Annotated in this window: 21 protein-coding genes and 1 pseudogene; 16 read left to right on the top strand and 6 right to left on the bottom strand. The window is 66.0% G+C overall.

All coding sequences use genetic code 11. From position 1 onward, the window contains the following. The first annotated feature begins 214 nt into the window (after positions 1–214). The 9 genes from OG707_RS24065 (at position 215) to OG707_RS24105 (ending at position 10,557) form a co-directional block, all read left to right on the top strand. Positions 215–1,519 carry an HNH endonuclease signature motif containing protein gene (locus OG707_RS24065; RefSeq protein ID WP_329121630.1) on the top strand — a complete coding sequence of 435 codons (1,305 nt, stop codon included), beginning with the start codon at positions 215–217 and terminating at the stop codon, positions 1,517–1,519. Between the two features lie 580 nt (positions 1,520–2,099). Beyond that, positions 2,100–2,435 (top strand): hypothetical protein, encoded by a 336-nt coding sequence (locus tag OG707_RS24070; protein ID WP_329121633.1) that lies wholly within the window; start codon positions 2,100–2,102, stop codon positions 2,433–2,435. A gap of 7 nt (positions 2,436–2,442) precedes the next feature. Then, positions 2,443–3,870, top strand: a complete 1,428-nt coding sequence (locus tag OG707_RS24075) for a WXG100 family type VII secretion target (RefSeq protein WP_329121635.1) — start codon at positions 2,443–2,445, stop codon at positions 3,868–3,870. 89 nt (positions 3,871–3,959) lie between these two features. Further along, the gene (gene mycP, locus OG707_RS24080) at positions 3,960–5,318 is read left to right on the top strand and encodes a type VII secretion-associated serine protease mycosin (RefSeq protein WP_329121637.1); all 1,359 of its coding nucleotides are present in this window, start codon (positions 3,960–3,962) and stop codon (positions 5,316–5,318) included. Between the two features lie 196 nt (positions 5,319–5,514). Then, the gene (locus tag OG707_RS24085) at positions 5,515–5,994 is read left to right on the top strand and encodes a hypothetical protein (RefSeq protein WP_329121639.1); all 480 of its coding nucleotides are present in this window, start codon (positions 5,515–5,517) and stop codon (positions 5,992–5,994) included. Between the two features lie 775 nt (positions 5,995–6,769). After that, positions 6,770–7,066, top strand: a complete 297-nt coding sequence (locus tag OG707_RS24090; RefSeq protein WP_329121641.1) for a hypothetical protein — start codon at positions 6,770–6,772, stop codon at positions 7,064–7,066. Further along, the gene (locus OG707_RS24095; RefSeq protein WP_329121643.1) at positions 7,063–7,794 is read left to right on the top strand and encodes a hypothetical protein; all 732 of its coding nucleotides are present in this window, start codon (positions 7,063–7,065) and stop codon (positions 7,792–7,794) included. Before OG707_RS24090 ends, OG707_RS24095 begins: the two co-directional genes overlap by 4 nt. Before the next feature lie 28 nt (positions 7,795–7,822). Next, positions 7,823–9,262 (top strand): putative T7SS-secreted protein, encoded by a 1,440-nt coding sequence (locus OG707_RS24100; RefSeq protein WP_329121645.1) that lies wholly within the window; start codon positions 7,823–7,825, stop codon positions 9,260–9,262. A gap of 629 nt (positions 9,263–9,891) precedes the next feature. After that, positions 9,892–10,557, top strand: a complete 666-nt coding sequence (locus OG707_RS24105) for a hypothetical protein (RefSeq protein WP_329121647.1) — start codon at positions 9,892–9,894, stop codon at positions 10,555–10,557. Positions 10,558–10,590: 33 nt separating this feature from the next. Here OG707_RS24105 and OG707_RS24110 read toward each other — a convergent pair whose 3' ends face one another. Then, positions 10,591–11,130, bottom strand: a complete 540-nt coding sequence (locus tag OG707_RS24110; RefSeq protein ID WP_329121649.1) for a GNAT family N-acetyltransferase — start codon at positions 11,128–11,130, stop codon at positions 10,591–10,593. Positions 11,131–11,441: 311 nt separating this feature from the next. Here OG707_RS24110 and OG707_RS24115 point away from each other — a divergent pair, with 311 nt between their 5' ends. The 3 genes from OG707_RS24115 to OG707_RS24125 are packed head-to-tail and all read left to right on the top strand — an operon-like array spanning position 11,442 to position 15,206. After that, positions 11,442–11,807, top strand: coding sequence for a hypothetical protein (locus tag OG707_RS24115; protein ID WP_329121651.1), 366 nt, complete (start codon positions 11,442–11,444; stop codon positions 11,805–11,807). A 44-nt stretch (positions 11,808–11,851) separates the two neighbouring features. Continuing rightward, positions 11,852–14,104 (top strand): DUF6571 family protein, encoded by a 2,253-nt coding sequence (locus OG707_RS24120; RefSeq protein WP_329121652.1) that lies wholly within the window; start codon positions 11,852–11,854, stop codon positions 14,102–14,104. A 34-nt stretch (positions 14,105–14,138) separates the two neighbouring features. Further along, positions 14,139–15,206, top strand: coding sequence for a hypothetical protein (locus tag OG707_RS24125; RefSeq protein WP_329121653.1), 1,068 nt, complete (start codon positions 14,139–14,141; stop codon positions 15,204–15,206). A 218-nt stretch (positions 15,207–15,424) separates the two neighbouring features. On the opposite strand, the gene OG707_RS24130 is transcribed toward OG707_RS24125, so the two are convergent. The 3 genes and pseudogenes from OG707_RS24130 to OG707_RS24140 form a co-directional block, all read right to left on the bottom strand. After that, the gene (locus tag OG707_RS24130; protein WP_329121654.1) at positions 15,425–15,583 is read right to left on the bottom strand and encodes a hypothetical protein; all 159 of its coding nucleotides are present in this window, start codon (positions 15,581–15,583) and stop codon (positions 15,425–15,427) included. Positions 15,584–15,612: 29 nt separating this feature from the next. Continuing rightward, a pseudogene (locus OG707_RS24135) lies at positions 15,613–15,911 on the bottom strand (GNAT family N-acetyltransferase); the annotation flags it as partial. Further along, positions 15,908–16,414, bottom strand: coding sequence for a hypothetical protein (locus OG707_RS24140; protein ID WP_329121656.1), 507 nt, complete (start codon positions 16,412–16,414; stop codon positions 15,908–15,910). The pseudogene OG707_RS24135 and the gene OG707_RS24140, both read right to left, overlap by 4 nt. A gap of 146 nt (positions 16,415–16,560) precedes the next feature. On the opposite strand from OG707_RS24140, the gene OG707_RS24145 reads away from it, so the two are divergent. Continuing rightward, the gene (locus OG707_RS24145) at positions 16,561–16,806 is read left to right on the top strand and encodes a hypothetical protein (protein WP_329121658.1); all 246 of its coding nucleotides are present in this window, start codon (positions 16,561–16,563) and stop codon (positions 16,804–16,806) included. A 77-nt stretch (positions 16,807–16,883) separates the two neighbouring features. Here OG707_RS24145 and OG707_RS24150 read toward each other — a convergent pair whose 3' ends face one another. After that, positions 16,884–18,425 (bottom strand): MFS transporter, encoded by a 1,542-nt coding sequence (locus OG707_RS24150; RefSeq protein WP_329121660.1) that lies wholly within the window; start codon positions 18,423–18,425, stop codon positions 16,884–16,886. A 132-nt stretch (positions 18,426–18,557) separates the two neighbouring features. Here OG707_RS24150 and OG707_RS24155 point away from each other — a divergent pair, with 132 nt between their 5' ends. Beyond that, positions 18,558–19,247, top strand: coding sequence for a TetR/AcrR family transcriptional regulator (locus tag OG707_RS24155; RefSeq protein ID WP_329121662.1), 690 nt, complete (start codon positions 18,558–18,560; stop codon positions 19,245–19,247). On the opposite strand, the gene OG707_RS24160 is transcribed toward OG707_RS24155, so the two are convergent. Next, positions 19,231–20,889 (bottom strand): MDR family MFS transporter, encoded by a 1,659-nt coding sequence (locus OG707_RS24160; RefSeq protein WP_443071380.1) that lies wholly within the window; start codon positions 20,887–20,889, stop codon positions 19,231–19,233. The two genes, OG707_RS24155 and OG707_RS24160, sit on opposite strands and share 17 nt — an antisense overlap. A gap of 344 nt (positions 20,890–21,233) precedes the next feature. Between OG707_RS24160 and OG707_RS24165 the strand changes: the two genes are divergently transcribed. Together OG707_RS24165 and OG707_RS24170 are read left to right on the top strand one after the other, a co-directional pair. Next, complete coding sequence (locus tag OG707_RS24165; protein WP_329121664.1) at positions 21,234–22,022, top strand: ABC transporter ATP-binding protein; 789 nt, start codon at positions 21,234–21,236, stop codon at positions 22,020–22,022. Further along, positions 22,019–24,592 (top strand): ABC transporter permease, encoded by a 2,574-nt coding sequence (locus tag OG707_RS24170; RefSeq protein WP_329121665.1) that lies wholly within the window; start codon positions 22,019–22,021, stop codon positions 24,590–24,592. Before OG707_RS24165 ends, OG707_RS24170 begins: the two co-directional genes overlap by 4 nt. Positions 24,593–24,672: the final 80 nt, after the last annotated feature.

The raw sequence follows: 24,672 nt of genomic DNA on the forward strand, positions 1-24,672 counted from the left end.
CGATGGAAATTAGCGTGGTTGGGGTGCGTGGTGGGCTGGCGAACTGTCCCTTCGCGCGTGGTCGGCTGCGGCTTCGTCGCAACGTCCTGGTTCTGATGACTGTGAAATAAACACGGGATTGACCTGGCATTATCACGGAGAGTGAGGGAGAATAGGGGTATCAACCACCGTATAGGGGACGGTGGTTGGTGACCGACGCACGGGGGTGTGGGGGATGGAAGAACAGAGGGAAGCACCGGGGACACCGGACGAGTGGGCGGCCTTTCTGCGCACGCAGGACCCGTCGGCGCATGTGATGGACCTGCTGCCGGTCCTGGACGCGGAGAAGCTGTCCGCGGCCGGGCGGATCGATGCGTTGGCGGTACTGGAGCGCTGCGCGTCCTGGGTGGCTGCCTGTCAGGTGCCGTTGCTGGCGGGGATCGAGGCGCAGACCAGTGCCGAGTTGCCGGTGGGTGCGGACTTCGAGACCACCCTGCTGCATGACTGGGACTACGCGGCCGAACAGGTCGCCTGCGCCCTGAAGCTGAGCGGGGCAGGTGCGGGCGACCGCCTGGAAGTGGCCCGCGCGCTGATGGACCGCCTGCCCCAGACCCTGGAGCTGCTGGCGCAGGGGGAAATCTCCTGGCGCCAGGCCAAGACGGTGGTGGATGCGTGCGCGGTCCTGGACGATGAGATGACCGCGAAGGTCGAGGACGCGGTGGTGGCCAAGCTCCCCACCCAGGCGGCGCACGAGACCCGGCGGATGCTGAACCGCACGATCGCCCGCCTCGATCCCGAGGGTGCGGCCGCCCGCCACGAGCAGCGGCGTCTGGAGCGGACCACGGTCAACTATCCGCAGCCGGACGGGATGGCGATGTTCGGAGCGATCGTCCCGGCAGAACAAGCCGCACTCATGGAACAGGCCGTCGACGCCCACGCCGCCACCTTCGCCGACGACGGCCGCACGTTGTCCCAGAAGCGGGCGGACGCTTTGTTCGACCTGATCACCGGCACCACCAACACGCAGTCGGTGGGCGGTCGTTCAGCGGCGGTCGTTCAGATCACCGTCCCGCTGGACGTGCTGATCGGGGCGAGCGAGGAGCCCGCCGAGTTGAAGGGTTACGGACCCATCACCGCAGGACAGGCCCGCGACGTGGCGTTCGCGGAAGGCACGGTGTGGCGGCGGCTGATCACCCACCCCACCACCGGGATGGTCGTGAAAACCGACCCGACCACCTACAAGCCCACCGCCGAAACCACTCGCCACGTGGAGGCCCGCGACCGGCACTGCGCGTTTCCGACTTGCCGGATGCCCGCCCACCGCGCGGACCTCGACCATGTCGTGGAATTCGATCACCACAACCCACAAGCGGGCGGCCAGTCAGTGCCCGAGAACCTGATCCCGCTCTGCCGCCGCCACCACGGACTCAAACACCGAGGAGGCTGGAAGGTCGTCCGCGACGACACCAGCGGGCAGACGCACTGGACGGCACCCACCGGGCACACCTACACCAACACCCCCGACAGATGGACCGATTGACCCGCACTGACATCAGTCGGGGAAAGGACGTTGCGACGGTTCCGCAGTCGACCGCGCGCGTGCGGAGGTAGTCCAACCGGCCACGCACCCCAGCCACGCTAATTTCGGTCGGTAAGCCGCACTCGCCCACGCGTATCGCCCCCGCCCCCACCGGACCGTGGAGGCGGCCCTCCACTCACCCGCACCCGGCCACGAATCCCGGTGCCATCACCACCGGCAGAATCCGAGGAGATTCCCTCGCCGGGAGGTAAGACACTCCTCCTTACCTCCGAACGGGTAGCAGAGCTGATGCCAGACCCGTTCGAATCTCCTACGTGAGTGCCGTCTTGGCCGCTGACCTGGGATGGAAGGGAGATGGGGCGCGCGCCCCAAGTCCGACACTGACCCTTAGCGACCGTTTCGTTTCGATGCAGGGCGCAGGGGCGCTGTGACTGGGCTGTGACAGGGGATACGCGGGAGCCTCTGGGCCTTGTCGGAGGCGGCCGATAGAGTTGTTCAAGAGATAAGCCGGGATAGCTACGTTAAGTGACTGTGTGGCTGCGGCGTTGCGTCGGTGAACGGGGAGAGGGGCTGACTCGCGATGGCGAGCGGAGAGTACAGAGTCGATCTGAGCGCGCTGGACGAGGTCGTCCGGAAGCTCAACGGGATCATCACGGACCTGGGCGACGCCAAGTCGGACTCGAAGTACAAGACGTATCTGCCGCCGGGGGCGCTGGGATCGGACGCCGGCGGTGCCACGTTCATCGAGGCGGGGAAGCTTCACGCCGCGCACACCGAGATGAAGACGCATCTTGAGGAGATCGTGGAGCACATTCACGGCCTGACAGATGATTTCGGCACAAAGACGAAGAAGACGCATGGTGCTTACCAGGACCAGGAAGCAGACGTGAAGAAGTCGATGACGGGTGGGGCGTGATTCGGCCATGAGTGACGACTACACGTACGAGTACCAGCCGGCGACGATGTGCTACAACGCGCAGCACGAGTCGGACTTCGCCAACATGGACATGGACCAGATGAAGGCCATGGTCAGCGGCGCGAACCCCGGCGCGGTGCACGAGGTTGCCCGAGGGTGGACCAGCGTCAACAACAAGCTTGTTGGTGAAGGCGGTGGCGGGGGCGCGCGGCACGACTTCATGGCTGCTGTGAGCGCGGTGCTCGAACACTGGGAGGGCGACTCTGCCGACCGGTTCAAGGAGCAGGCGGACGCCATCGCGAAGAAGCTTCAGGACGGTGCACAGTACGCGCAGTACACCTCGACGGCGATGCACAGCGCGGCCACCGTGCTGGAGACCATCAAGCCCGAGGTCGAGGCGATGAAGAAGCCGAGCACGGGCAACAGCATCGTCAACGCCATTCAGGACGGCGGCAGTCGATCGGACGCAGGCCTCAAGAAGGACCTGGCCGCCGGGGCGTCCACGCAGCAGGCGCTGGACAGCAACTCGGGCGATCTGTCGGCCGGTAAGGAGCAGCAGCTCCGGATGGCCGTGAAGATGGAGCAGTTGGGGGCTGCTTACGCTTCGCAGACCAAGGCGATGGGGTCGTGGAAGAGCACTGTTGAGCATCGGGAGGACTATCCGGGTTCCCCCGGAGGTAATCCGCCGGTTCCGATCGTGGTGATTCCGACGGAATCCGGTCCCAAGCTAGTCGGCCGCACATCGTCCAAGGGCGGTTCGACGAGCGGGTCGGCACGATCCGTGATCGCACCAACTCCCAGTAACCCGAACCGCATCGGCGGACCGGGCACAGGGTCCTCGTCCAAGTCGACCGCACCTTCCGGCATCGGCACGGGTGTGGACAGCATCACCACGACCAACCCGCGTGGAACTGGTCCTGGAACCACGTTGGGGACCGGCGGAGGTGGCCTGGGGGGAGCGAGTGGCACGGGGCCTGGTGGCGCAAACGGTCTCACCGGTGCGGGAGCGGGCTTCCCGGGAACTGGAGCAAACCCGGGTGCAGGCCTCGGGCGTCGCGGTTCGATCGGAGGCACCGGTTCCGCGACCGGCGCTGGACGTCCGGGAATGGGCGCCGCCGGGCTGGGAGCCGGAGCGGGCAATAAGGGCGGTTCGGGTGTTGGAGGCCGAGGTGCTCTCGCCCGTACGAAGGGCGGCGTGATTGGTGAAGCCGAAGGCGCGGCCGGCTCTGGCGGCAAGGCGGGATCTGGACTCCACGGCAGCCGTGGTGGCACTGCAGAAGGCCGCAAGTCCGCGGGCATGGGCGGCGCAGGTGGCGCGGCAGGTAAGAAGCGTGACAAGAAGAAGGACGGCCGAGACAGGCCGGATTACCTCGTCGAGGACGAGGAGACCTGGGTGTCTTCGGACCCGAACGTCGCCCCTCGGGTAATCGAGTAGGTTCACCGCGCTGACAAAGGCGGCAATGGAGTGGGGGCTCGCGGATTTATGTCGCGAGCCCCGTCAAGCGGGATGAAAGGGAACAGGGCATGGCGCTCAAGCAGACGCTGCGCATGATGGGCAGTGCGGCGGCAGCGGGGGTGCTGCTCTTCTCTTCGGCGACTACCGCTTCGGCAGACCAGACCAGAAAAGACCAGTGGCCGCTGGAAGCGTTCGGCGTCAGCAAGGTCTGGCAGATCGCAACGGGTAAGGGCATCACCGTTGCAGTGATCGACACTGGTGTGGATGCGTCGCACCCTGATCTCAGGGGGAACGTCCTCAAGGGGCATGACTTCGTCGACGGCGATGATGATCCTTCGCCGGCCGGAGACGAACACGGGACATCGATGGCAGGCATCATTGCCGGTCACGGGCACGGCGCCAATGGTGCCGACGGGGTGAAGGGCTTGGCGCCGGACGCGAAGATCCTCTCAATCCGGGACACGGGCGAAGGGGACGAACCCTTCGCCAAGTCGATTCGGTATGCAGTGGACCATGGCGCATCGATCATCAATATCTCTCAGATCACATCCCCCTCGTCTCAGGCGGGGGAAGAGGCTGTTGCCTACGCCTTCAAGAAGAACGTCGTGGTCGTCGCCGGAACTGGGAACGACGGCACAGGGGGCGACCGTCCTCTCTACCCGGCTAGCTATCCAGGCGCGGTAGCGGTGGGCGCGGTGAAGTCATCCGGTGAGATCTGGGCAAAGTCCAACTACGGGCCGAAGACGCTGTTGACCGCCCCCGGTGTCGGTATCGTCTCGACTGGGGGCGCGACCGCCAACTCCCAGTACAACATTGGAGAAGGTACCTCGGCCTCTACCGCCTACGTCTCCGCAGCCTGCGCCCTCCTCCGCGAGAAGTTCCCCGACCTCACCGCAGGCCAGATCGTCAACCGTCTCACCAAGACGGCCGGGCTCCCCGACGACGCCAAGGGAAGCAAGCTCCCTGACCAGAAGTACGGCTACGGCTACATCCAGCCCCTCGCCGCGCTCAAGCAGGACATTCCGGCGGGCCCCAAGAACGGCCCCCTCACCATGCCCACCTCCGACTCCGCCAGTAGCGGGACCGGTACGGGAACGGGTAAGACGGACAGTAGCCCGGCCCCCTCTTCCTCAGGTAAGTCGGACGACAGCGGCAGCAGTTCCACGATCATCGGTGTCGTAGTAGGTGCCCTCGTGGTCCTCCTGGTGGCAGGCGGCATCGTCCTCCTCGTCGCCCGCAAAAAGCGACGCGGCGGACCCGCCAACCCCCCGCCGGGATACGGGACGTACGCCCCGCAGCCGAATCAGCTCCCGCAGGCGTACGGCACCCCGATCTACAACCAGAACCCGCACCAGCAGCAGCCCGCACCCCCCGCCGGCCCGCCGAACCAGCCCCCGCCCGGCGGTGGAAACCCCTACCAGCAGTAGGCGGAACGCGGGCCCACCGCAAGTGGAGAACCGTTGGGCCCGCGGTGATTGAGGGGCACGCGGAGAACCGGGTACGTACGGCGTCCCAGTGGGCCTTTGGCGCCGCTCTTGCTCCTCTGCCTGCCGCTCCTCCGAGGGCTGAGTTCATTCGGATGGGTGATGGTGCGCGCCTGGGTTTCGAAGTAGTTTCAAAGTCATGAGCGCTGAACCCGCATCGGTGAACTTCTCCGAACTGGTCAACAAGAACAAGCAGACCCTGGCCAGGCTGAAGGAGTCGTCGCGGCTACTTCTTCACCGCAGGGACGGCGAGGATCTTGTCCTCACTACCGCCGCGCGTGCAGAGCAGGACCAGGCCGTAGTATCTGCCGCCACTCACATGCTCGCCGCGATGGCCCGCCGCGAACCCGGAAGTATGGAGCTGCTGCTCGACATATTGCCGGACGCGTTTCCATGGGTTCATTTTCTCCCCGCTCCGGACGTCCACGCCTTTGCCGTTGAACTGGTCGACACCATGCGGGCCGCTGAGTCGATCGCCAACAGCGCGTCTGTTGCACAACTGCTTGTCGCCTGGCAGCACACGGCGGAGGTCCACTCCGATCCGGAACTTCTGGCTGCCCTGACCCGTGAGCATGACGAGGATTACGGGCCGGTGCCGATGCCGGGAAGAGCTCGATGAGCGCGGGGCGCGGCGACCGGGTCGCCCCTCCGGCACCGGAGGGGCAATGGGAGGTCCGGTATGCCGATGCGGCCGCCGCGAAGGGGTGGGAGGGCCTCGCCCAGCAGGCCGAAGGGAACACCTACAGGGCATGGGTGGTCATGCGTACCGACCCTTGTCCAGAGACAGAGACCCCCAGGCAGCACCGCCTCAAAGGGTCGCTGGCGCACGGGAGTTATCGAGGTCAGATCTGTGAGCAATGGCAGATCGAGGTGACTGGCAGTGGCCGGGTCTGGTACCTCGCGGACACCGCCCGCGATACCTGCTGGATCACCTACGCGGGCATGGCACATCCGAAGGCTACCGATCGGTGAGCGGGGGCGGGCACGAAGCGTCTGGCGTACCGGCTGGGTTGTGGCCCGTACTGGTCGGCTTGGAGCGTGGGGTCGGTCCTCGTCGGTGAGGTGAGGGTGAGGAAGTTGAACGTCTCCGTCAGTCCGGGACCGCCGTCTTCGCTTTCGCCGGGCGTCCAGAGCCTGGAGGCCGCGCGCACCTGGCCCCGCTGGGCCCTGGTCGCGAAGCGCGGGGCGACACCGTCGGCGGGCGCTTGGTTCCGCTCAGTTTGTCGAAGAGACCCATGAGATCAACCGGAGGGGCCCCGTTTTGCCGGCGCAAGGTGCTGAATCAGGGTAGAGGTGCGGGGTTTATCAACGGGAGGCGGCCTCACCGCTTCACAGATGGAACCGATAGTGTCGTGGGCCGCGTGTGAACAGAGAGACGGGGGAGGAGTGACGCGATGACCGGCTTCTACAAGGTGGAGCTGGAAGCTCTCAGCAGGCTGACCCGCGAGTTGAGTGAGTGCGCCGACGACATGCGCTCCGCCATGAAGCTCCTCAAGGACTTCGGCCCCAAGGGGTCCGGATTCGGCGAGCTCGACAAGGCCTGTGATGATTTCCAGGACTCCTGGGGATACGGCATCGGGAAGATCGCCGACGCGACCGGCGGTATCACCGACGGGCTGGCCGAGACGCACAAGATCTACTCGGCGCTTGAGGAGCAGGTGGCCGCGAACTTCAAGGGCGGAAGTAAGTGACCACACCCGAAAGCGAGTTCGCGGTGGAGTCCGACGCGGAAGTCGAGCCCGCCACCGTCAGTTTTCAGGCTCAGTCAGAGTTCCACGAGGTCCCGCTCGGCGTGGGCGTCGACGAGGAGACCCTCGACGAGCAGCTGCGCGAGTTCTCGCGCGACTACTGGGGCGACCGCGAGGACTGGGAGCCGCTTCGCCGCATGTTCGCGGCCATGCAGGCCGCCAACTCGGAGCAACTCGCCGCCAGCGGTGCGATCTACCAGGCCATGGGCGTCTTTCCCATCGCGGGGAGTGCTGACGAGGATGCTCCCGCGCGGATCAGCCGCTGCACGTTGCTGGTGAGCGTACGAGAACTCGACAATCCGGATCCTGAAGTCACCGCCGCCGGTATCGCGGAGACGCTGGCTCACGGTAGTGACGGTGGTGAGTCGCAGCTCGTGTCGCTCCCCGTGGGCCCGGCCGTTGTGCACGTTGCCGGGCAGCGCGCCGTGTGGGAGCGGGAGGACGGGGAGCAAGAGCGCTTCCTCGTACGCATCGAGGTCTGGATTCCCTTTCCCGCCGAGAACCGGCTGCTGCTTGTCTGCCTGAGCACCTCGGACGTCCAGGACCTGCACCTCTATCAGGCGGTCCTGGCCGACATCGCCGACACCATCACCTTCGGCAACCCCGAGCCGGCCGAGGAGACCGCCGCTGCGGTTCCGGCCACCCGGTCCGCCGTCTCCGATTTCGACTGAGCGCGCCAGAGCCACGGAGGACGTACGGATGACCACGCAGGTGTACGACGCGCTCGGCTTCGACCCGGCACCAGGAACCCCGGAGTCGGTCGAGCGGCTCGCAGCCACCCTGAGCCGGGTTGGCAACCAGCTCAACTCCACCCACGGCACCCTCACCGGTCTCGGCACGGGCGGTGGGATCTGGGAGGGTGAGGCGGCCGCTGGATTCTCGAAGAAGCTCGGCGAGCTGCCCAAGTACCTTGAAGAGGGCCACAGTTCACTGCTGGACGCGGCAGCGGCACTCCACAAGTGGAATTCTGCGCTGACCGACTTCCAGGCGGTCGCCGCCCGCTACGAGGCCGAAGCCGAGGAAGCCCGCCGCGTACTGGAGCAGGCCAAGAGCAATCCGGACCTGAACCTCGTGGGCCAGACCTTCGACACGGCCGAGGCTTTGCAGAATGCGCAGGACCGTATCGACTACGCGTCGAAGCGAATCAATGACGCGCAGGAGGCGCTCAACCACATCCTGGAGAAGGCGCAGGAGCTGCTCCAGCACCACGCGGATGCGGCACGCCTCGTAGCCGAGGCGATCCGTCGGGCGGCAGAGGGAGCCCCCGATGAGCCAGGGCTCTTCGATCGGTTCATGGATGCGGTCGGTTCGCTCGGCGACAAGTTGAAGGAACTGGGAGAGTCCGTCGCCAAGTGGGCCAAGGAGCATGCGGACGACCTCTACAAGATCGGCGACTGGCTGGGCATGGCTGCGGCGGCTTGCGACGTTCTGGCCATTGTCTTCTCCGAAACCGTCATCGGCGCCGCCGTCTTCGAGATCGCGGGCCGAGTGTTGAATACCGGAGCACTGGCCTTCCACGTGGCTGGTTACGCAGCAGGCGCCAAGAATGCCTCGATGACGGATATCGCCCTCGATGTTGCGGGATTCGTGCCATTTGGTGACCTTCTCAAGGTCGGCAAGGTGGCAGCCGGCGCGATCAAGGGTGTTGACATCTCTGCGGACGCATTCAAGGCGGTTGATCGCGTCGGGGAGATCGCCGGGATGGCGAAGAAGGCCGAGGTCTTCCTGGAGCCGAAGAAGATTCTGGGTGTGTTCGGGGAGGGGAAAGCTGTGTACCGCATTACATCCGAGTCCTTCGCGGACCGATTCGCCATGGCTTCGCATCGCGTCTTCGGCGATGCCGCGCGGTACGAGAGGCCGCTGACCAGTCCCGTGAAGTGGCTGGATGAGCACGCGATGCCGAAGATCATCGACAACACGCCCCTGGGTAGGATTCCAGCTCTGAAGGATGCAGTGAAGCTGGGAGAGAACGGCAAGACATTCATTGATCCCACGTCTTGGGTCTCGCGCGCCCCGGAAGCTGCCTATCGCGGATACAAGTTCGTGGAGTCCGCCGAGACTGCAGTGTCCGACGAGGTGCACGGCAAGTACGAGAAGTACAAGGGACTTGTCCAACGCGGCCTTGGGGAGTTCGGATGACCTCTTTGGCGACGACGCATTCTCGGGCCTGGAGTCCTCGGCGGCCCAAGTCGTCTCTCCGCTTCTGGGCGCGTTACTGCGTGCAGTGGGTATGGGGGCCGCCCGTCTGGCTGTTGGTACGTATTCCGATCATTCTGTTGACGCTCCTTGAGGTCGACATCGCCAGTTCGAGTGCGACGCCGGGATCGAAGGCGCGTTGGCGGCGGAGGCTCTGGGTGGACCGGGAGCGGCTGCGGCTCGACCGGATCGCTGATCCGCGCGAACAGGAGCGTGAGTGGCGCCAGTTGCTGACGGACCGGAGCCTCAACTGCGTGCCGCCACGGCCCGGGGCTCCCGCGCCGCTGCCGTGCTCCGGGGGAGTGCACCGTCTGGATGCAGATGACAGCTTCTTCCGTCTCATCGGAGCGGGGAGGGCTCTGGACATTGCGGGGAGCGAGTTCGGCTGGGTGCTTGCACCTGGTGCGGAGAAGGATTTGCCTACGTGGTTGCGGCTGAGATGCCCGGAGCGGCTCGCGTAAGGAAGAAACAGGCAGGACAGAGCCGATGAGCCTCGAAGGCGCGCGAGACCGCAGGCCGGATCGGCGACGCCATCAGCCCCTTCGGATGCGGAACAAGGCAGGACTGCCCGGATGACAACACCCGCTCCTTCACTCGCCCAGCCTCTCCCGCTGCCCGGTCCCGCGAAGTCGACCGCGTGGTTGCGCGTCCGCTATGTGCTGCAATGGATCTGGTTTCCGCCGGTGTGGCTGATCCTCTTGATCCCGTCCCTCGTGGTGTTCGCGGCATGGTGGGCGCTCTGTTTCGTGTCCGCTGAGGCCGACGGGCCGTCTCTCATGTTGTTCACCGGACGTCGTTTCCGCTGGCGGCGGCGGATGTGGCTGGATCGGAAGCGGATGCGGAGGTCCGGTTCGAAGGATCTACTGCGTTTGGAGGACGAGCTGCGGGCTCTGTTCGACGGAAGGAAGAAGGTCGCGGGCGGCTTCGAATGGCGGACCGGCGGGACGCTGTGGCGTCACGATGACGGCCGCCTGGAGATCGACCGCAGCTTCTTCCGGCAGCCGGGAGCTGCACGGGCGTTGGAGATCGCGGGGGAGTACGGAGTCGTGCCGACCGACGGTGGCAAGGGGCTGCCGGTATGGCTTGTGCTGAAGGGTGGGCAGCAGCATGCCGTTCGGTCGGCGCCTGAACAGCGGCAGACGTCCGCGACTGACCAACCGTACGAGCAACAGGCCGGCCCCTATGCGGCCCCACGGCCGAACCAGCCGCCGCCCGGCGGCAACCCGTACCGACGCTGACAGGACGGTTGCCCATGTCCGCCGGGTCCGGGCTCAATCGGACCGCGTGACCGGGCGGCGCAGGCCGAGCCACTGTTCGGCCTCCCAAGCCTGGAAGCGTTCCACCTCGGTGAAGCCCAGTTTGGCGGCGAGGCGCATCGAGGCGGTGTTGGCGGTCTGGGTGGTGAGTACGACCGGTTCGCTGGGAAGGGCGCTGTCCAGCCAGTCGAGTGCTGCCGCGCATGCCTCGGTGGCGTACCCGGATCCCCATGCCTGTGGCAGGAAGAGGTAGCCGAGGTCCGCCTTTCCTGCGGCGGCCGGGCGACTGTGCTCCGGAGCTCTCCTGAGCAGGATCTGGCCGATCATCGACCCGTCGAGATCAACGACGAAACTCCCTGGCCACCGCTCGGGTATCTCGGGCGTCTTGCGCTCGATCTCGTCACGCGGGCGGGGGCCGCCGAGGAAGGTGTGCACCTCTGGCGAGGCGAGCAGCTCGATGAATGCCGCACGGTCCCGGGCCTCAGCCTCGCGGAGCACGAGCCTGTCGGTTCTGATGGGGGCGGGCGGCCAGGCGACGGGGCTGAGCTCAGTCATGACAGCCAGCCAATCAGCGGGCTCAGGTGCGATCAAGACGTGCGGACCGAAGGCTGACGCCCTTCAGGACTTTGGGATTCCGACCCGGTGAATCACGGTTGATGAAGATGAAAGCTGCCCGAAAGGGGCGTCGTTTCTCCCGTGATGGCGAATTGGAGTGGTTCGCGCAGGGGTGCGGCAATTCTCGTTCGGTAACTCGAACGACCTATGCCATCACAGAAAGTTGTGGTAGAACAGGCGCCCATTGATGCGGTCGCGTCAATGGTGGCCGGTGGGACCTGCCGGTGCATTCAACGGGGAGAGGCATCGCCATGCGCGAAGCAGAGGGCGGCAGTGGTACCACCAAAGTCGATACGGTCACGCTGAATCGGGCCAGTAACAACTTGGTTGAGTTGCGCGGCAGTACCGACAGCGTCGACAACGCCGCCGACAGCGACACCCTCGCGGCGAGCACGGGTCTCAACCGGCACGGTGGTGGCTCAATGGGTGACGGCGGCTGGGTGACTGCTGGAGGGCTGGTCACCATGGATGTGCGCTGGGGCGATCAGGTCATCAACCTCAAGACCATGTTGCAGTCCATCAGCGAGAAGCTTCATGAGACCCGCGGGAACTACACGGACCGCGAGCAGCAGGAGCAGGGCGAGTACTACCGCCAGACCGTCAGCGACTTCGGCTGACCCGCAGCGCATCTGCCGCCGACTCCTCAAGGGTTGATTTACGCATGGTCTCGTACAGCTATCTCAATGATGCCGACCTGTCCAAGCTCGCTGCCGCCGCTGAGTCGTGGAAGGCGCTGCCCGCCAAGTACCAAGGCCTGGAGGACCAGTTCATCAACGAGGTGATCAATATCCTCAAGGGTGACTGGGAGGGGGAGGCCGCCACCGCCGCCTTCGCGACCATGGGCAAGGCGAAGCAGGAGTACCAGGCCGCAGCCGGTGAGGCTCGCAGGATCGCGCAGCTGCTCGCCGATGCCCACACCGAGTTCGACAAGTACCAGAAGCTGCTCCACGACCTCGTCGATGAAGCGCGGCGTACGAAGTACCAGCTCTCCGACAAGGGAGTTGAGGATGTCGACCCGCGCCAGGACAGCCCCACCGCGTCTGGCACTCCCGGCCTTGCCGAGGAGCGCCAGGCCGGGCTGGACAGCATGGTCAGTCGCCTCAAGAACATCCTTCTGCAGGCCACCGCCGCCGATGAGGCATGCGCCGCCGGGCTGAACAAGGATGCCAATGGCGCGGACAACCACGGCTTCAACACCAAGAGTTACACCACGCTGGATGACGTCGAGGTCGACCAGGCCTCTGCGCTCATGAAGAAGGACGGGCGGCTGACGGACGCCGAGTTCGCTCAGCTCCGCAAGCTGCTCGCGGCCAACAAGAACGACCCCGAGTTTTCACACGACTTCGCTGTCCGCGTCGGAGCGGAAGGCACCCTCGAGAAGTACAACCAGCTCCTCAACCCTCCTCCTGGGACGACGCTCTCCAAGACCGAGCTGTCCGAGCTGAAGACCTTCCAGCGGGACCTCGGCACCACCATCGGCACTGCGACCCGTTCCGACGACGGACACCCCGACGCGGGTATCACCAAGTTCCAGAAGGACCTGCTCGCGTTGGGGTCGAAGGAGTTCAACGCCAACCCCACGGACTCCAACTCGTCGAGTTTCAACGGATATCAGGTCGCCAGCAGCCTGATGAGCAACGGCAAGTGGGACAAGGGATTTCTGCAGGAGTACGGCAACGCGCTGATCACCGCCGAGAAGAACGGCGCCAACGTTGGCCAGAATCCAGACGCCTACTGGTCTGGTAGTGGCACCCGGTCGCTCGGGTCGACCAACATGGGCGTCTTGGACCCGATGGCCGGATTCATGGACGCCCTGGGCCACAACCCAGAAGCATCGACGGACTTCCTGACGTCCAGCACCACCTTCGACGGCGAGAAGGTGGATCACCTCGACTACCTGATGAAGGACCGGCATTGGCCTGAGGGCGCCGGATACACGGGGGACGCGAAGAACCCCACCGGCTACAACAATCTCGGGCATGCTATCGAGTCCGCCACGACTGGGCATTCCTACGATGCTGAGATCCCGAACCCCCTGCCCAAGCACAGCCAAGAGCAGGCGGATCTGACGTCACAGATTATTCACTCGGTCTCTGAGGATCCGAAGCTTGCGCACGACGGTATGAAGGACAGTCTTGGCCGGATGTCGGCGGAGTACATGCCTGATATCAACTATGCGTTGGCCAATAAAGAAGAGAAGATCGATGACCTCTACCCGATGGGTGACAGTGCGCGAGCCGCCATCGGTGAGAATGCGGAAAGAGACGCCACGCGATTCCTGTACACGGTTGGGCAGGACCCAGACGGTTATGCGGCCATCAACTACGGCCAGACTCAGTACACGAGCTCACTTATCGATTACCACCTCCAGCACCCAGATGCGTACGACCTTTCGCCGGGCGAGAAGGTGCAGAAGATCAGTACGACTTCGGCAGAGGTAGAGGGAATCATTGGGAGCGCGCGGCAGGACGCAGTTATCCACGAGAGGGTTGCGAGCGACGCGGTGTTCAATGAGCGTCTGGCATCCGCAGGCGAGTGGGCAAAGGCTGGTGTCGGCATCGGCATCGGTGCGGGGACTGCCACGATCACCTCTCCGTTGGGTGGGACTGTTGCCGGTCTCGTGGCCGAAAGTGTCACAGGGCAGGTGATCGACTCGATGGTCGCTGGCACTGAACGGGACCGCTACGGAGAAGCTGTCTACAGTGCCGGCGGTAACATTCAGCAGCACAAGGATTCCTTCATGGCTGTGACCGGCGATGCGGCGCGCCTTGCGAACTCGAGAGCCGATGCTGGAATGAATGCCGAGCAAATTGGTACAGCGGTTTCCGGGGGACTGGACCGTGGTCATTCCAATGCATTGAGTGATCTGAACGACTACGCCAGAGATCTGGGTGCCAACCCCGCGGGCAAGTGAGATGAGTCAAGGTGATCGTTCAAAGGGTGTCGCAGTGACGCTGAAGTTCGACAAGAGTGTGCTCAAAACGAGATGGTTCAAGCGTGCGGTTGCATCTTGTGTCGCGCTCGCAGTTCTGTGGGGTGGCTGGATCGGGTTCCGGGCGCAGTATCCACCTGCCGTGTTGGGGAAGATATGCAATGGAATGCTTCCCGTTGACCCAATGTTGGACCTGATCGGCAGGCGGCGGATCGAGCTGGTGGGTGTGGAGTTCGAATCGTCTAGTTCTGGATTCTATGGATCTAGTGACGTTGTCGAGCCGGAAGGACTGTCTACTCAATGCAGGGCGGACGGAGTTGAGATCTCCATCGAGACATCGGCTGGGGCTCGCAACGCGCACAATGCCTACACCGGCTGGGATGATCCAAATATCATTCCTACCGCTCTGAAGCCTGAGTGGAATGGGCTCTTGTTGGATAACGGAAGAGACAACCTGGCATCGTCGGTGCTGGTCGGTTGCAAGAATTGGACGAGCCGACAGGGCGGGGGAATCCTTGTCACCGTCGACGTCGATGAGCCCGGCGTCGTTTCTGCGCCTCAGAAGCTTGCGCGCGTTGCGGTGGGCGCCGCGCGCCGCGCAGCGGAACGCACTGGCTGCGATGCGGAGTTTGGCGATTCAAATGCGGTTCTCGGCGCCGATGATGACTCTGAAGTTGTGTCGGCGGGTGAGGCGACCGGTGTGTGTGCAGGAATGCATTCTGCTCCGTTTGTTCTGGAGGTTCCTGCCGCAGTGTCGCCGGTAGAGAGCTGCGTACTGGGAGGGAAACTGAAGTTCGTTGCGCAGTACGGCCCCTTCGTTCCGAAGGAGGATAGCGAGGATCCGAACGATTTCTCTCTGAAGGATTCAGGGTCGTACAGGTCTTACGTGTGGACAACGGCGAAGTGCGGCGGTGCGCTGGGGCGTGCTCTCTATAAGGCAATTCCGACGGCGAAGAGTGAACGGAGCTTCGACAAGAAGCCCCTCACCCAAGCCGAGCGGGAGGACCTGCAGCACTTTGCCGCGCAGTCTGCGAAGCGGCACCATTGCGGTGTTCCAACGGCGCTTGGGGGCACTTCGAAGTAAGGCCTTGCGAAAGGCCCTGCTCGATCCGAGTCGAGCTGTCCTGACGGCCGCGGTGAGTGGCCGACTATCGCGGGCTTCCGCCGGCGGCCGTCTCCGTAGGCTCGGTGTCGGTCTGCGCGGGGATGCTGGGCGTCCCGGTCGGGACGATGCCGACTGCCGTCCCGGGACAGCATCAGATCAACCCGGCCCGTACGCCCGCCCTCCCGCACTACGGGCCCTCAGTCGGGGACGCAGCGTCCGAGGAGGGCGCAGTGTTGTTTGAGCACCTCGGTCAGGCTCCGGTCGCTCGCATGAAGGGCGTACTCCTCGCCGAACACCCAGCACTCGTTCTCCAGGAGGTGATGGAGGCCCGTGCGTTCCAGGACTTTCGGCTTCATCTCCCGGTCGAAGACCAGGAGTTCGAGCAGAGATCGGCTTTTCCTGCGGCAGTTGGGCGACTGTGGCCTGTTGCCCTTCTGAGCAGGATCTGGCCGATCATCGTCCCGTCGAGATCTACGACGAAGCTTCCGGGCCAGTGCTCGGGCGGTCCGTCATCTCGCGCTCGACCTCGTCACGCGGGCGGGGGCCGCCGAGGTAGGTGTGCACCTCCGGGGAGGAGAGCAGCTCAATGAACGCCACACGGTCCCGGGGCTCGGGCTCGCGGAGTACGAGACGTTCGGTCCTGATGGGGGCGGGTGGCCAGGCGGCCGAGCCGAGATCCTTCACAGCTTGCCTCCGATTGTTCCGCGCCACGTCCAGCCTTCACCGAGGACTGTCTCCTGCAGCGGGTTCTTCAGTTCCGAGCTGTCGAAGTTGAATGTCTGCGCGAGGCCGCCGTCTTCGCCTCCGCCGGGCGTCCAGCGTGTGGAGACCGTCCGTACCTGGCCGCGTTTGACCTCGGCCGAGATGGAGAGCTGGGCGATTCCGTTGACCCAGGTGACCTCGTACTCCTGGTCGATGGAGCGGACTTCGTTCTTCTCCGGGGCCAGGCGCATACGGACCTGGAACACCCGGCTCACCTGGGTTCGGGAGAAGAACATCTGCCAGGCCGGCTCCCGCATGCGCCATTCGGCCACCAGGTCCGCGCCCTCCGGGCGGCCGTCCCGGATGACGTACGGGACGTCGGGGCGGTTCAGGCCGAGGAGTGCCGTGCGGACCTCCGTCGCGGAGCGCGGGGCGACGCCGGCCGCGGGGCGCTTCGTTCCGGTCAGCTTGTCGAGGAGTCCCATGAGGTCAGCCTAGGAGGAGCGGGTGCGTGCGGCCGCGATCATCCGATGACTGGGCGGAACGGGTGGATACCTGTATCCAATGGTGGGTTTGGGGCGTTTCATTCTGCGGCGGGCACATCCGCCGCCGCAATCGAAAGGGTCTCCTGATGAAGTACACCAAGGTCGCCGCTGCTGTTGCCGGAACGGTTCTCGCTCTGGGTATGGCCAGCCCGGCTCTTGCCGACGACGGGAACCTGGTGGACTCCAGCACCGTGTCGAAGAACGTGGTGAAGAACCCCCTGAAGACCCTCAAGGTCGAGGCCCTGGTCGGTGCGGTCAGCAAGGTCGCCGACAAGGTGAAGGCCACCAACAACACCGACGCCGCCACCAAGGTCGGCGCCGCGCAGCGCTGACGTTCAAAGTTCTGGCAGAAGGCCCGCCGCGTCTCTCGCGGCGGGCCTTTTGTGTGCGTGGCCGAGGGGCCAAGGGGTCAGGCTGCTGTCGTCAGTTCGGGGGTGGGGGTCTCCAGGGACTCCGGCTGTGCCGGCTTCTTGTCGCGGATCAGGATGAGCGAGAGGGCTGCTGCTGCGAGGACTGCTGCCGCCGAGGCCAGGAATGTGGTCGACATCGCGGTGGTGAAGGCCTCTCGGGCCGCCGATCGGACGGAAGGGTCGGTCAGGGCTGAGGTGATCGACTGCTTTGCCTGCTCGGGGGCGTTGGCCGGCATGGAGTTCGTGAAGGTCGAGGAGAGCACCGTTCCCAGGATCGCCACCCCCAGCGCCGCTCCCGCCTGCTGCACCGTGTCGTTCAGGGCCGAGCCGACTCCTGCGTGTTCGGCGGGGACCGCGCCCATCAGGGCTGCCGTTGCTGCGGGCATCGCCAGGCCGCCGCCCATGCCGATCAGCACCATGACGGCGGCGAGCATCAGGAAGGACGCGTCGGAGGGGAGGAGAGCCAGGGCTGCGAAGCCGGCGGCGATGACCGTCATGCCGGCCGCCGTCATCGGGCGGTTGCCGAGCTTGTTGCCGAGGGTGGCGCCCAGGCCGTTGAAGAGGAGGGACGCGACGGCCAAGGGGGCGAAGGCCAGGGCGGTCTTGGTGGGGGAGTAGCCGAGGACGTACTGGAGGTACTGGGTCAGGACCAGCATCAGGCCGCCGTTGGCGAAGGTGAAGAGGACCAGGGAGAAGCTCGCGCCGGTGAAGTCGCGGTTGCGGAAGAGGGCCAGCGGGATCATGGGGGACGCGGTGCGGAGTTCCCAGGTGATGAAGGCTGTGAGCGTCAACAGGGCTGTTGTCAGGGAGAGTTGGGTTGAGGCTGTGGACAGGCCCTTCGTCGGGAACTCGATGATCGTGTAGACCAGCGCCGTCATGCCGACCATCGACAGCGCCATGCCCAGCGGGTCCGCCTTGGTCCAGGGGCCCTTCGACTCGGGCATCAGGAGCAGTGCTGCGGCGATCGCCACGACCGCGATCGGGATGTTGATGATGAAGACCGCGCCCCACCAGAAGTGGTTGAGGAGTACGCCGCCGAAGACCGGGCCTCCGACCAGTCCGACCATCGCCACCGCGCTCCAGGCCGCGATCGCCTTCCGGCGCTCCTCGTCGTCGAAGACCGTGATCAGGATCGACAGGGTGCTCGGCATGATCAGCGCTCCGCCGACTCCCATCGCCACGCGGCCCGCGATCAGTTCGGCCGGGCTGGTGGCCAGGGCTGCGAGCAGTGAGGCCGCGCCGAAGATCGCCAGGCCGATGACCATCGTGCGGCGGCGGCCGAAGCGGTCCGAGATCGAGCCGGCGGTGAGCAGGAAGCCGGCGAAGACCAGCATGTACGACTCGATGATCCACTGGATGTCCTGGGCGTCCGCCTTCAGGTCCGAGGCGATCGGGGGGACCGACACCGTCAGGACCATGTTGTCGATGACGAGGACCAGGGTGCTGAGGCAGAGCACGATCAGGATGAGCCAGCGGCGCGGGTCCCGCGGGGCGGCGGGGGCTGCTGCCGGTGCTGTCGTCGGTGCTGACGTCGAATCCATGGCTGGGCCTTTCCCGAAGGGGTTCGTACGGCGTTCGCTTCTCCGCACACTGTACGGTCACCGAACAGTGTGCACAAGGCCGTACGTCGTACGAAGCCGGGCTAGGCTGGGGAGCGACGCAGAGGAGGCCGCATGTCAGCGGAGAAGAAGCAGGTCCCGTCCGTCTGGACTCGTCCGCAGCGGCGCGTGCGCGAGCAGCCCGCGCTGAGCCAGGAGCAGATCGTGAGCGAGGCGCTGGCGCTGCTCGACGACGCGGGCATCGAGGCGCTGAGCATGCGGAAGCTGGGGACGCGGCTGAACGCCGGCGCGACCTCCCTCTATACGCATGTCGCCAACAAGGACGAGCTGATCGAGCTTGTCGTCGATCTTGTGTACGGGGAGATCGAGGTACCGGGGGGCGCGGGCGAGTGGCGGGACGCCGCCGCCGTCAGTGCGTACAGCCTGCGTGCCATGGTCCTGCGGCACCCGTGGGTCGCCTCCGTGCTCGGGCAGGTCGGGCTCGCGGGGCTCGGGCCGAACGTGATGCGCATGGCGGAGCGGATGCAGGCGCTGTTCGAGGGGGCGGGTCTCGCCTCGGAGGAGGCGGGTCTCGCGATCAGTGCGCTCACGTCGTACGTCGTCGGGATGGCGGTCAGCGAGGGCGCGTATCTGTCGCTGATCGCGCGCAGCGGGATGACCGAGCGCGAGTTCGTGAAGAGCGTCGTGCCCGAGGGGGAGGCCGCCGCGCTCGGCGATCCGGAGAAGGCCCGGGAGGAGAAGTTCGACTACGGGCTGCAGTTGGTGCTCGACGGGCTCTCGGGGCGGATCAGTCCTCGTCGGTGAGGACCGGGAAGCGGCGCGGGGCCACGAGGAGGAGAACGAGGAGTGCGAGGGCTGCCGCGACCGCCGCTCCTATGTAGACGTGGTCGACCGCTGCCGCTACCGCTCGGCGCAGGTGGTCTGCTGCTGGTGCGGTGAGGGCCGACGGGTTCTGGAGTGCGTGGGCGACCGAGTCCAGGTCGCCCGCGCCGCCCAGCCGGGAGGCGAGCGTCGCGTTGGCCACCGCGCCGAAGAGGGCCGCGCCGATGGACTGGCCGACCTGGCGGCAGAAGAGGATCGACGCGGTGGCCGTACCGCGCTCCGACCAGCCGACCGTGGACTGCACGCCCACGATCAGGGGGAGTTGGAAGAGTCCGAGCGCGGCGCCCAGCAGGAGCATGATCAGGGCCGGCTGCCAGGGCTCCCCGGGGAAGGGGAGCAGGGGGAAGGCCAGGAGGATCAGCATCGCCGCCGTGATGCCGACGATCGCCGTGTTGCGGAAGCCGATGCGGTTGTAGACGCGGTTCGAGAGCGCCGCGGACACCGGCCAGCTCAGCGTCATGACCGAGAGCACGAAGCCTGCCGCCGTGGGGCCGAGGCCCAGGACTGACTGCGCGTACGTGGGCAGGAAGACCGTCGGGGCCACCATCAGCAGGCCCAGTGCGCCCAGGGCGAGGTTGACGGCCGAGATCGTACGGCGGCGCCAGACCCAGCCGGGGATGATCGGCTCCGCGGCCCGGCGTTCGATCCAGACGGTGAGGGCGCCGAGGGCGGCGCTGGCCGCGAAGAGGGCGAGGGACGGGGCGGAGAGCCAGTCCCAGGCGACGCCGCCCTGGACCAGCGCGGTGAGGAGGAGAGTTCCCGTCGCGAAGACCGCCAGGGCTCCCGGCCAGTCGATACGGGGACGGGCCGCGGGCCGCTGCGTACGCGACGGTTCGGTGAGGTGGCGCGTGATCAGCAGCAGCGCGACCAGGCCGATGGGGACGTTGATGAGGAAGATCCAGCGCCAGTCCGTGTACGTCACGAGCATGCCGCCAAGGCCGGGGCCCGCCACCGCCGAGACCGCCCAGACCGTCGACAACTTCGCCTGGATCTTGGGGCGTTCCTTGAGCGGGTAGAGGTCGGCGGCGATCGTCTGGACGGTGCCCTGGATCGCGCCGCCGCCCAGGCCCTGGACGATGCGGAAGGCGATCAGCGCCCACATGTTCCAGGCGGTGGCGCAGAGGACCGAGCCGAGGAGGAAGAGGACGACCCCGGTGACCAGGACGGGCTTGCGGCCGAAGGTGTCGGAGAGTTTGCCGTAGACGGGGAGCGTGACCGTGACGGCGAGGAGATAGCCGGAGAAGAGCCAGGAGAAGACCGAGAAGCCGCCGAGGTCGCCGACGATCTGCGGGACGGCCGTCGAGATGATCGTGGAGTCGAGCGCGGCCACCGCCATCGAGAGCATGAGGGCGGCTACAACCGGGCCCCGGTGTGCGGCTGTTGGGGCCTGGGAGGACGTAGACCCTGAGGTGGAGGCCGGGGCGGGACCCCCGCCGGGTATCGCTGCCGTACCGCTGACGGCGTTCTCGGCGCCGGTGCCGATTCCGCTTCCGGTGTCCTCGGCGCCTGTGTCGCTGGCTCCCGTGCTGCTGCCGCCGCCGGCACCGCTTCCGCTCCCGCTCACCGAGATCCTTTCACCGTGCATCTACAGGGGCTGGGACAGCTTCTCACTTGCGTCTCACGCCGCGGGAGGGTGGAGGCTCCCCCGAGACGAAGGTCCACCTGCGGGTCCAGACCCCTAAGGGGATCTCCCTACTTTGGTCGAGGGGATGTTCGTCCCGGCGGAGGACGAGGGGGTGCGGGGACGTTCTTTAGGTTGGTCTTACGGCAGACCGCAGGGGCCGGGGTGGGGAAAACCCCAGGGGAAGTGGGAGACGTGCACCAGTGCGTCCGTACCCCCTGAATCGACAGACTTGAAATGCAAGTAAGCGACCGCGAACTTCGCTTGACCGACATAGGAGACTTACCGTGACAACGGCTGTGACCATTCCCAGGCACGGGGGCACTGGAGGGCGTACGGCCGTTGCCGCGCGAGCGCGGCAGGTCGTCAAGGCGTACGGAACCGGGGAGACCCGGGTCGTCGCGCTCGACCATGTCGATGTCGACATCGCCCGCGGCCAGTTCACCGCGATCATGGGCCCCTCGGGGTCCGGCAAGTCCACGTTGATGCACTGCCTCGCCGGGCTCGACACCGTCACCGGCGGGCAGATCTATCTGGACGAGACCGAGATCACCGGGCTGAAGGACAAGAAGCTCACCCAGCTTCGCCGGGACCGGATCGGCTTCATCTTCCAGGCCTTCAACCTCCTTCCGACGCTGAACGCGCTGGAGAACATCACGCTGCCCATGGACATCGCCGGGCGCAAGCCCGATGCGGCGTGGCTGCGGCAGGTCGTGGAGACCGTGGGTCTCTCCGACCGGCTGAAGCACCGGCCGACCCAGCTCTCGGGCGGCCAGCAGCAGCGTGTCGCCGTGGCGCGTGCGCTTGCCGCGCAGCCCGAGATCATCTTCGGTGACGAGCCGACCGGAAACCTCGACTCCCGTGCGGGAGCTGAGGTGTTGGGGTTCCTGCGGCGGTCCGTCACCGATCTTGGGCAGACCATCGTGATGGTCACGCACGACCCGGTCGCGGCCAGCTATGCCGACCGCGTGCTCTACCTCGCGGACGGGCGCATCGTCGACGAGATGCACGCGCCGACCGCGGACCAGGTTCTTGACCGTATGAAGGACTTCGACGCGCGCGGGCGGACGTCATGACCGTATGGAAGACCTCGATGCGCAACTTCTTTGCGCACAAGGGGCGGATGGCGCTCTCGGCCGTCGCCGTGCTGCTCTCGGTGGCCTTCGTCTGCGGGACGCTCGTCTTCACCGACACCATGAACACCACCTTCGACAAGCTCTTCGCGGCCACCGCGTCCGATGTGACGGTGAGCCCCAAGGACGCCGACGACAACGGCGGTGACGGTCCGCAGAGCGGAAAGCCCGACTCGCTGCCGGCCTCCGTCGTGCAGCAGGTGATGAAGGCCCAGGGCGTGCAGACCGCCGAGGGCGGTGTCTCCAGCACCAGCGTCACGGTCGTCGACAAGAACAACAAGAACATGGGCGCCGACAGCGGCGCCCCGACGATCGCCGGCAACTGGGGCCACAACGACCTCCGTTCGATGGAGATCACCTCCGGTCACGCCCCGCGCGGGCCGACCGAGGTCATGGTCGATGCGGACACCGTAAAGAGGAATCACCTCAAGCTCGGCGACGAGCTGCGCACCATCGCCGTCACCGGCGACATCAGGGCGCGGATCGTCGGCATCTCCACCTTCAAGGTGACCAACCCCGGTGCGGCGATCGTCTACTTCGACACCGCCACCGCGCAGCAGAAGCTGCTCGGCGCCCCCGGTCTCTTCACACACGTCTCCGTCACCGCCAAGAGCGGTTTCAGCGACACCCAGGTCAAGCAGAACGTCGCCGGTGAGCTCGGCGGCACGTACAAGCTGCAGACGCAGAAGGAGAGCCAGGACGCCAACAAGTCCAGCGTCGGCTTCCTGGACGTCATGAAGTACGCGATGCTCGGTTTCGCGGGCATTGCTTTCCTCGTCGGCATCTTCCTGATCATCAACACCTTCTCGATGCTGGTCGCCCAGCGGACGAGGGAGATCGGCCTGATGCGCGCCATCGGGTCGAGCCGCAAGCAGATCAACCGGTCCGTGCTGCTGGAAGCCCTCCTGCTCGGGATCTTCGGCTCCGTGCTGGGAGTCGGCGCCGGTGTGGGTCTGGCCGTCGGGCTGATGAAGCTCATGGGGTCCATCGGGATGGACCTGTCGATGGACGACCTCACCATCAAGTGGACAACTCCCGCCATCGGTCTGCTCCTTGGGATCGTGGTGACGGTCGTCGCCGCGTACGTCCCGGCGCGGCGTGCCGGGAAGATCTCCCCGATGGCAGCCCTGCGCGACGCCGGTACGCCGGCCGACGGCAAGGCCGGCTGGATCCGGGCCACCCTGGGTCTGCTGGTCACCGGTGCGGGCGGTGCGGCGCTCGTCGCGGCCGCCAACGCGGACAAGTCGGGTCCCGGCTCGATGTACCTGGCCGCGGGTGTGTTCTTCACACTGATCGGCTTCGTCGTGATCGGCCCGCTGCTCGCCGGTGTGGTCGTACGGGTGATCAGCTCGGTCGTGCTGCGGCTGTTCGGCCCCGTCGGGCGGATGGCAGAGCGCAACGCGCTGCGCAACCCGCGGCGTACGGGAGCGACCGGCTCCGCGCTGATGATCGGCCTCGCGCTGGTCGCCTGCCTGGCGGTCGTCGGATCCTCGATGGTGGCCTCGGCCACCGACGAGCTCGACCGTACGGTCGGTGCGGACTTCATCATCCAGGCCAGCAACGGCCAGCCGATCGTCCCTCAGGCGGAGAAGGCGCTGCGTGCCGCTCCGGGCGTCGAGCACATCACCAGCTACAAGTACCCGGACGCCAAGGTCACTTCGCCCGACGGCAAGACGGAGCACCAGGGCCTCTCCGCGACGGACCCCTCGTACCTGGAGGACCTGCGGCGCGAGACGGTCTCCGGTGAGCTCTCGGCGGCGTACGGCAAGAACGCCATGTCGGTCGGTGACGACTACGCCGGCAAGCACCACGTCAAGGTGGGCGACACCCTGTCCGTCGCCTTCAAGGGCGGGCAGACGGCGAAGCTGAAGGTCGCGGCCATCACGTCGGACGACTCCAACGTCGACAAGGGCGCGATGTACACCAGCATCACGACGCTGGCGCAGTACGTGCCGGCCGACAAGATGCCGAAGAACATGATCATGTTCGGCAAGGCGAAGGCCGGCCAGGAGGACGCCGCCTACGCCGCGCTGAAGAAGTCGCTGGCCGAGTACCCGCAGTACAAGGTGCAGGACCAGACCGACTTCAAGCAGGACCTGAAGGACCAGATCGGCCAGCTGCTCAACATCGTCTACGGGCTGCTCGCACTGGCGATCATCGTCGCGGTGCTGGGTGTCGTGAACACCCTCGCCCTGTCGGTCGTCGAGCGGACCAGGGAGATCGGGCTGATGCGGGCGATCGGAATGTCGCGGCGGCAGCTGCGCCGGATGATCCGTCTCGAGTCGGTCGTGATCGCGCTCTTCGGTGCGCTGCTCGGCCTCGGGCTGGGGATGGGCTGGGGCACCACCGCCCAGAAGCTGCTCGCGCTGGAGGGGCTCAAGGTCCTGGAGATCCCGTGGCCCACGATCATCACGGTCTTCGTGGGATCGGCCTTCGTGGGACTGTTCGCGGCACTGGTGCCGGCCTTCCGGGCCGGGCGGATGAACGTGCTGAACGCGATCGCGACGGACTAGCGGCAGGCAGAGCTGTACGTAGCTGTACGTCGCACGGGCCCGGCCCCGGCAAGCATCCTCGATGCTCGCCGGGGCCGGGC

This window comes from Streptomyces sp. NBC_01465 (assembly GCF_036227325.1).
Taxonomy (GTDB): Bacteria; Actinomycetota; Actinomycetes; order Streptomycetales; family Streptomycetaceae; genus Streptomyces.